We start from the raw sequence: 7,553 nt of genomic DNA on the forward strand, positions 1-7,553 counted from the left end.
CTGACCTGCGATTCCACACAAAGGATGGGAAAGTTTTCGCAGGCACAGGGGCTAATTTGTGCTAATGAGACCCAAAAGTGGTGACTTAAGGGAATCTTTTATGCGACGTTTTCGACCAGCTCGGCAACGATGGCGTCAAACGCGGCAACCGGATCATCGGCGCCGGTAATGGGGCGGCCAACCACGATATGGCTCGCGCCGCGCTCGATAGCCTGGGAAGGCGTGGCCACGCGGGACTGATCGCCCAGCGCAGCACCAACAGGACGCACGCCCGGGGTCACAATCAGCGCATCGGGGCCCAGCAGCTCACGCATGTCATGAGCCTCCATCGGCGAGCACACGATGCCGTCGATACCGTTGGCCTGGGCGAGTTTTGCCAGACGGGCGGCCTCCTCGGCAACGGGCAACTCGACGCCGATCTCGCTCAACGCATCCTGATTCATACTCGTAAGCACGGTGATGGCGACGAGCTTGGCTCGATCCTCGCGCGCCTCCTCGGCACCCTCACGGCAGGCGGCGAGCATAGCACCCGAACCCAAGCCGTGAACCGAAAGCAGGTCGGCGCCGGCAAGCGAGGCCGAGCGAGCGGCACCGCGCACCTGATGCGGAATGTCGTGGAACTTAAGGTCGAGGAAGACCTTAAAGCCCAGGTCTTTAAAGGTCTTGACGATCTCGGGACCCTCAGCGTAATAGAGCGTCATGCCCACTTTAAGCCAAGCGGCATGGCCCGAAAGCTCATGGGCGAGCTCGAGCGCACGCTCACGGTCGCAGTCGAGGGCGACGATAACGCGGTCGCGGGCATCGGTCTCTAGCATTCGAAAGCACCTACCAGCTCGTTGATGTCCTTCACGCCCTGGGACTCGGCCCAGGCCTCGAGCTCGCGCGCAATCTTGAGCGAAGCGCACGGATCGACGAAGTTGGCCATACCGACCGATACGCAGGCAGCGCCAGCCAGGATAAACTCGGCCGCATCCTCACCGGTCATGACGCCGCCGACGCCGTTGATGGGGATATCGACGGCCTGGGCAACCTCCCAGACCATACGCACGGCGATGTGATGGCACAGCGGGCCCGAAAGACCGCCCTTGGGCTTGGCCACACGCGACTTGCGGGTGTGAACGTCGATGGCCATACCCTGGATGGAATTGATGACCGAAAGGCCATCGGCTCCCGCGGCCTCGAGAGCCTTGGCAATCTCGGCGACGTTAACCGGAGCCATCTTTACGAACAGCGGCTTGTCGGTCACCTTGCGGCAGGCGGCCATGACGGAAGAGGCGCCCTCGGGCGTGGAGCCCATGGCGGCACCGCCGGCGGCAATGTTGGGGCAGCTCACGTTGATCTCATAGCCGGCAGCCCAGGGGCACAGCTCGACATACATCTCGAGCGCACGGACAAACTCGTCCACGGAATGACCGGCAACCTGGCAGATGACCTGGCAACCGTCCTTAGAGAGCTGCTCGAGCCACGGACCGGACTCGCGGGCGAAAGCGGCCACACCGGGGTTCTGCAGGCCCACGGAATTGATCATGCCGCCGGGGATCTCGGCCATGCGGGGTGCGGGATTGCCGGGCCAGGGCTCGGCAGCGCAGCCCTTGGTGGTGATGGCACCCAGCTGGGAGACATCGAAGAAGTTTTGGAACTGCCAACCGTAGCCAAAGGTACCGGCTGCGGTGTTGATGGGGTTCTGCATCTTGACGCCGCCGAAATCGACGGCCATGTTCACGGTACCCACTAGAAGACCACCACCTTGGAAGCATCGAACACGGGGCCGCACATGCAGGCGCCCTTCATACCGTCGACCGTCTCGACATTGCAGGTGTTGCAGGCACCAAAGCCGCAGCTCATCATGCGCTCGAGCGACACCTCGCAGTACGCGCCGGCCTCGGCGGCAGCGGCGGCGACCTTCTCCATCATGACGGCGGGACCACAGCTGGCGACGTAGTCGTAACCGCCCTCGCCGAGCAGCTCGGCGGCAGGATCGGTGCAGAAGCCGTGCGTGCCCAACGAGCCGTCATCGGTGCACACGTTGACCGTGGCTCCCAGCGCGCGGAACTCATCGACGCCCACGGCCTTGGACGCGGTGCCAAAGCCCAGGCACACGTCGACGGCTACACCCTGCTTAGCAAGCATGTCAGCCAGGCAGAGCACGGGCGGAACGCCAATGCCGCCGGCGACGAGCAGTGCTTTCCTGGTACCCTCGGGCACGAACCAGCCGCGGCCGCCAGGGCCCAGCAAGTTGGAGGTGGAGCCAGGGGCCATCTGCGACAGACGACGGGTATCATCGCCCACGACGGCGTACCACAGCTCGACGGTGCCGGCCTCGGCGTCGGCACGATAGAAGCTCAGGGGCACGCGAAGCAGCGAGGAAGCATCGCCCGGCACGGCGATATTCACGAACTGACCGGGCTTGAGCGCACTTGCAAGCTTGGGGGCCGAGATAACGAGCGAGAAGATGCCGTCGGCGATCTCCTGGTTCGAGACGACCTCGAAGTCGTGCATGCGTGCAGTGGAAGGTGTGGGCATAGACGCTCCAATCCCCCATGCGGTTGCATGGTTCAGGCGAACAGAAAGCGCGGCACCGCAAGGGCGCCGCGCATAAAAGCGATAAAGCTATGCTAGCAGATGCAGCCGTCGGCAAGCGTCTGCTTACCGCCGACAAACACATCGGTGGCACGACCGGTGAGCGTGCGGCCGGCAAAACCGGAGTTCTCGGCGCGCGACTCGTAACCGCCCTCGCCGACCGTCCAGGTGGCGGACGCGTCGAACACAGTCAAGTCGGCAACGGAGCCCGCCTTGATCTGAACCTGGTCGAGGCCCAGGATCTCACGCGGCTTGATGGCCATGAGCTCGACCATGCGGCCCACGCTCATCTTGCCCGTGTTGACCAGCTCGGTGAGTACGAGCGACAGCGAGGTCTCGAGGCCGATCATACCAAAGGGCGCAAGCTCGAACTCGCGGGCCTTCTCCCACGGGGTGTGGGGAGCGTGATCGGTGACGATGACGTCGACGGTGCCGTCGATGACACCCTGACGGATGGCCTCGGCGTCCTCGTCGGTGCGCAGCGGCGGATTGACCTTGAGCGAGGTGTTGTAGGTCTCGTCCAGGTCGTTCTCGGTCAGGAACATGTGGTGCGGGGTTGCCTCGCAGGTAACCTGAACGCCAGCGGCCTTGCCGGCACGCACGATCTCCAGGCCATGGGCGGTGGAGATGTGCTGGATGTGCAGCTTGGCACCGGTCAGCTTGGCGATCTCGATGTCGCGAGCGATTTGCAGCTCCTCGCCGGCAGCCGGCCAGCCCTCAAGAGCCAGACGGGTCGAGACCTTGCCCTCGTTGATCTGGCCGTGGCCGACCAGGTCCTCGTCCTGGCAGTGGCTCATAAAGACCTTGCCGAACATCTTGCCGTAGTCCATGCAGCGACGGAGCATGCCTGCACCCTGCACGCCGCGACCGTCGTCGGTGAAGGCGACAGCGCCGTGGGCGACCATATCGCCCATCTCGGACATGGCCTCGCCCTTAAGACCGCGGGTCATGGCGCCAGAAGGATAGACGCGGCAGTGGCCGACCTCGGCAGCGCGGGACTTGACGAACTCAACGACGGTACCGTTATCGGTAACGGGGTCGGTGTTGGGCATGGCGCACACGCCGGTGAAGCCGCCCTTAGCAGCCGCGCGGGTGCCGCTCTCGATGTCCTCTTTGACCTCGTAGCCGGGCTCACGCAGGTGGACGTGCATGTCCACCAGGCCAGGGACGAGGTACTTACCGGAAAGGTCGCGGACCTCGGCTCCCTCGGCGGCGAGGTTCTCGCCGACCTCGGCGATCTTGTCGCCGTCGATCAGGACGTCAACGACACCGTCAAGCTCGACGGACGGGTCGACGACGTGGGCATTCTTAAGAAGCAAGGCCATTATCGGCACCTCCAAGCAGCAGATACAGGATAGCCATACGCACGCAGATACCGGCGTAGACCTGCTCCAGGATGACGGAGCGTTGCGGGTGGTCGGCCATATAGGAGTCGAACTCGACGCCGCGGTTGATGGGGCCCGGGTGGCAGATGATCGCGTCGGGCTTCATGAGCTTCTCACGGTCCTTGGTAAGGCCGAAGAGCTTGTGGTACTCGCGAATGGTCGGGAACGGGGCACCCTCGAGGCGCTCCTGCTGTACACGCAGCATGTAGACGACGTCCAGCTCGGGCAGGACGGAATCGAGGTCGCTCGTCACGTGGTCGCAGCCCAGAACCTCGGGCGCCGGCGGCAGCAGCGTGCCGGGGGCGACGGCGTAGGTCTCGCAGCCCATGATCTTCAGCGCGGGAATCAGCGAGCCGCAAACGCGGGAGTGGGCGATGTCGCCGACAACGGCGACCTTCAGACCGTGGAAGTCACCCTTGTGCTCCCAGATGGTGTACAGGTCGAGCAGAGCCTGCGTAGGGTGGTTGTGCTTACCGTCACCGGCGCAGATAACACTCGCGGGCGAATTCTGTGTGACGATGTAGGGAGCACCGGCATGCTTGTCGCGCACGACGATGCAGTCGATCTTGTAGGCGTTGAGGGTCTCGACGGTATCGACGAGGCTCTCGCCCTTGACCGTGGAGGTCGAGGAGCCACCGAAGTTGAGGCTGTCGGCGGAAAGACGCTTCTCGGCGAGCTCGAAGGAGCTGCGGGTACGCGTCGAGGGCTCATTGAACATGTTGACGATGGTCTTGCCCTTGAGCGTGGGGACCTTCTTGATGGCACGCTCGTTGACCTCGGAGAACGCCTTGGCGGTCTCGAGGATGAGCTTGATGTCCTCTTCGGAGTACTCGGTAATGTCGATCAGGTGCTTATGATTGAACGCCACGGTACTACTCACCTCCCAGCGGCGCGGAGCCCACGTGGGAACCCGGCGCGACGTCGTTGATCTCGACAGCGGTACGGCCGTCGACTTCCTTCATATATAGGTGCACGTTCTCCTCGTGCGACGAGGGAACGTTCTTGCCGACAAAGTCCGGCGAGATAGGGAGCTCGCGGTGACCGCGGTCAACGAGAACTGCCAGCTCGACTCGGCTCGGACGGCCCAGGTCCATAACGGCGTCCAGAGCGGCGCGGATGGTACGACCCGTGTACAGGATGTCGTCCACCAGCACGACGCGCTTGCCGTCGACGCTGAAGGGAATGTTGGTAGCGTGAATCGCGGGAGCGAAATTGGTCGCATAGTCATCGCGATAGAAGCTGATGTCCAGGCTGCCGAGCGGAACGTCGACACCCTCGATCTCCTTGATCGCCTCGGCGAGCTTCTTTGCCAGAAGGTCGCCGCGCGTGACGATGCCGACCAGAGCGAGGTCTTCACAGCCCTCGTTGCGCTCGAGGATCTCGTGCGCGATGCGGGTCATCGCTCGGTTGACGGCGGTCTCGTCCATGATGACCGCCTTGGGGGAAGTCGTGCCCATCGATCTCCTTCCTCACATGTCTTGACTGCTGACACAGTCAAAAAAATAGATGCCCGACCGCTCAAAGCGGACCAGACACCCACAGGAAGTACTGCTCATTGACAGCTATGTAATTCCATGTGGGTATCTCGTACCCCTTTAATGGTCAAGGCATAGTGTAGCCAACCTCGGGCTCAAATGCGAGCATAAATACTAGTCAATCCGTAAACGGAGCCAATAGCTCCATAAACCTATATATATTTGTGGGACGCGCTTGAAAACCTTGTTGCGAGCTGGCATAATCCCCTCTGCCGCACGCAAATCGGATCTACGTCCAGGGCCGTAGCGTGGGCACTATCGCCAAAAGAGGAATATCTCTGTGTAGATTGCGCACAGAGACATGCTTCTGTGCTATAGTTCAGGCTTGTTTGTTAACGCGACATGTTCGTTTGTCGCCCAAGGAGGGTCAGTTATGTCCAAAGTATGCGAAGTTTGCGGTAAGCACCCCGTTGCCGGTCGCTCCATCAGCCACTCTCACCGCGTCACCAACCGTAAGTTCCGCCCCAACATCCAGCGCGTCTACGTCGTCGTCGATGGTCACCGTCGCAAGATGAACGTTTGCTCCACCTGCCTCAAGTCCGGCAAGGTTGCGCGCTCCTAAATAAGGTCTTACCAACAAGTACCTCGGACTCTCCGGGTCAAAGACCTCGCGTTCACATAGAACTTACCAAAGGCGTCCTCCATGTGGAGGGCGCCTTTTTGCACCCATTGGGGACAGACTTACATGAGTGTTTTCACGCATTGGGGACAGACATGATGCGTGCCAGTAGCGGTTCGTCCCCTGCCTCACGCCGCCTCGTTCCAGCCTGTGGTGGCCTTAGTCACGCTTGTAGCGCCGATGCCGGTGATACGGGCAATTTGCTTGACCGTAAGATGCGCCCGCCTGAGCCTCAGCAGACAGGCATCGCGTTCGGGGCGTGGCAGGGCCTTGAGCAGCGCAGGATCTATGCTCGGCAGGACTTCGCACGCAACGGAAAGAGCATCCTCATCAGGGATCCGCCGACGTGGAAGAACCTCCACTGACCAGATGCGCCCGGCAACTTCCTCGAGATGCTCGCAATAGCAACGGGAGCCTCCGACAATATCGAGCATTGGGGCCGCATCACAAATGTCAAAGGGATCGTAGCCCAGCTGATATGCCCTGAAGCTTGACCAACGGTACGCCTCGAGCGAGTCGAGTGCGCCTTTCACGGGATTGAGATGGATATAATCGAGCAGCTGCACCGCCTGCGTGTCCGACTCAACTGCGACCCGCGAATAGCGATTGTCAAACAAATGCCCCGTTCTCCCCGTTTTCCCATTGAAATACTTAGCATATGCCGTCAGTGCGCACTGCATCGCCTTTGAAAGGTTGTCAAATGGGTCATCAACCATCAAATGGAAGTGGTTATCCATAAGGCACCAAGCCAACACCGCCACTTCATGGCGCACAAACCTGTCCGAGATGTCCGATAGGAAACGATAGCGGTCGGAGTCATCTTCAAAAATAATCTGTTTGGAGTTCCCGCGGTCATAGACATGGTAGTAGCCGGTGATCGAAACGGAGCGGGCGCGTCGGGGCATAATCTCTCCTTTCAAAACTGTACAGGCAACACCTAAAAGGAGAGAAGCAACGCGAAATGCTGAGCCTGTAACCTATTTATATCCAATGAGCGGCAATAGAAGGCCCAGAGCGACAAAATGACAAATCCCTTGATTATCAACTTTATCCGAACACCTCCCACATTCATCCGCACATGTGCGGATGAATGTGGGAACCCGATACCTTGAGGGCCGGATCGGCCGGCCCCGGGAGATCGGAGGACGGAATGTCCGGAGAGAAGAAAAGGGGCCCCGCAAGGGCGGTCCCGAGGGCCTACGGAAGGCTCACGAGGCACGAGCGGGACACGGTCCAGAGGATGCTGGAGCGCGGGGCCTCGTGCAGGCAGATCGCGCGGGAGCTGGGCAGGTCGCCCTCGACGGTGAGCTCCGAGGTGGCGTCGCACAGGTTCGTGACCGCGCCGAGGGAGAGGCGCGGCGAGCGCGTGGACGCCTCCGCCGACCTGTCGGCGGCCTGCCCGCGCCTGGCGGCGTGGCCGCGCTGCCGCGACGG

General features: G+C 61.6%; 9 protein-coding genes. 2 read left to right on the forward strand and 7 right to left on the reverse strand.

The annotated features are described in order from the left end of the window. Positions 1-98: 98 nt before the first annotated feature. From pyrF to pyrR, 6 genes are all read right to left on the reverse strand, one after another. The gene (pyrF, locus tag I2G43_RS02135; RefSeq protein WP_195534922.1) at positions 99-815 is read right to left on the reverse strand and encodes an orotidine-5'-phosphate decarboxylase; all 717 of its coding nucleotides are present in this window, start codon (positions 813-815) and stop codon (positions 99-101) included. After that, positions 809-1,717, reverse strand: a complete 909-nt coding sequence (locus I2G43_RS02140) for a dihydroorotate dehydrogenase (protein ID WP_195534926.1) — start codon at positions 1,715-1,717, stop codon at positions 809-811. The genes pyrF and I2G43_RS02140 overlap by 7 nt, the downstream gene beginning before the upstream one ends. A gap of 14 nt (positions 1,718-1,731) precedes the next feature. After that, positions 1,732-2,499 (reverse strand): dihydroorotate dehydrogenase electron transfer subunit, encoded by a 768-nt coding sequence (locus I2G43_RS02145; protein ID WP_195534927.1) that lies wholly within the window; start codon positions 2,497-2,499, stop codon positions 1,732-1,734. Positions 2,500-2,615: 116 nt separating this feature from the next. Beyond that, a complete protein-coding gene (locus tag I2G43_RS02150) occupies positions 2,616-3,905 on the reverse strand; it encodes a dihydroorotase (RefSeq protein WP_195534923.1) in 1,290 nt (429 codons plus the stop codon). Continuing rightward, positions 3,889-4,833: an aspartate carbamoyltransferase catalytic subunit gene (locus I2G43_RS02155; RefSeq protein WP_035138537.1), complete on the reverse strand. Its 945-nt coding sequence runs from the start codon at positions 4,831-4,833 to the stop codon at positions 3,889-3,891. The genes I2G43_RS02150 and I2G43_RS02155 overlap by 17 nt, the downstream gene beginning before the upstream one ends. A gap of 4 nt (positions 4,834-4,837) precedes the next feature. Continuing rightward, positions 4,838-5,422: a bifunctional pyr operon transcriptional regulator/uracil phosphoribosyltransferase PyrR gene (pyrR, locus tag I2G43_RS02160; protein ID WP_118259765.1), complete on the reverse strand. Its 585-nt coding sequence runs from the start codon at positions 5,420-5,422 to the stop codon at positions 4,838-4,840. Between the two features lie 451 nt (positions 5,423-5,873). Between pyrR and rpmB the strand changes: the two genes are divergently transcribed. Beyond that, positions 5,874-6,062, forward strand: coding sequence for a 50S ribosomal protein L28 (rpmB, locus tag I2G43_RS02165; protein ID WP_022094725.1), 189 nt, complete (start codon positions 5,874-5,876; stop codon positions 6,060-6,062). A 185-nt stretch (positions 6,063-6,247) separates the two neighbouring features. Here the strand turns inward: rpmB and I2G43_RS02170 are convergent, their stop codons facing one another. After that, positions 6,248-7,024 (reverse strand): transposase, encoded by a 777-nt coding sequence (locus I2G43_RS02170; RefSeq protein WP_195534924.1) that lies wholly within the window; start codon positions 7,022-7,024, stop codon positions 6,248-6,250. A gap of 335 nt (positions 7,025-7,359) precedes the next feature. On the opposite strand from I2G43_RS02170, the gene I2G43_RS02175 reads away from it, so the two are divergent. Next, on the forward strand, positions 7,360-7,553 hold a 194-nt coding region (locus I2G43_RS02175), incomplete at its 3' end, for a helix-turn-helix domain-containing protein (protein WP_229071486.1).

Origin of the sequence: Collinsella aerofaciens, from assembly GCF_015557435.1 — a bacterium.
Lineage (GTDB): Bacteria > Actinomycetota > Coriobacteriia > Coriobacteriales > Coriobacteriaceae > Collinsella > Collinsella aerofaciens_Z.

Excerpts from the sequence above, each read along its gene's own strand:
- pyrF (WP_195534922.1), bottom strand. The coding sequence starts at position 815 with ATGCTAGAGACCGATGCCCGCGACCGCGTTATCGTCGCCCTCGACTGC.
- rpmB (WP_022094725.1), top strand. The coding sequence starts at position 5,874 with ATGTCCAAAGTATGCGAAGTTTGCGGTAAGCACCCCGTTGCCGGTCGC.
- I2G43_RS02170 (WP_195534924.1), bottom strand. The coding sequence starts at position 7,024 with ATGCCCCGACGCGCCCGCTCCGTTTCGATCACCGGCTACTACCATGTC.
- pyrR (WP_118259765.1), bottom strand. The coding sequence starts at position 5,422 with ATGGGCACGACTTCCCCCAAGGCGGTCATCATGGACGAGACCGCCGTC.
- I2G43_RS02145 (WP_195534927.1), bottom strand. The coding sequence starts at position 2,499 with ATGCACGACTTCGAGGTCGTCTCGAACCAGGAGATCGCCGACGGCATC.
- I2G43_RS02140 (WP_195534926.1), bottom strand. The coding sequence starts at position 1,717 with ATGGCCGTCGATTTCGGCGGCGTCAAGATGCAGAACCCCATCAACACC.
- I2G43_RS02150 (WP_195534923.1), bottom strand. The coding sequence starts at position 3,905 with ATGGCCTTGCTTCTTAAGAATGCCCACGTCGTCGACCCGTCCGTCGAG.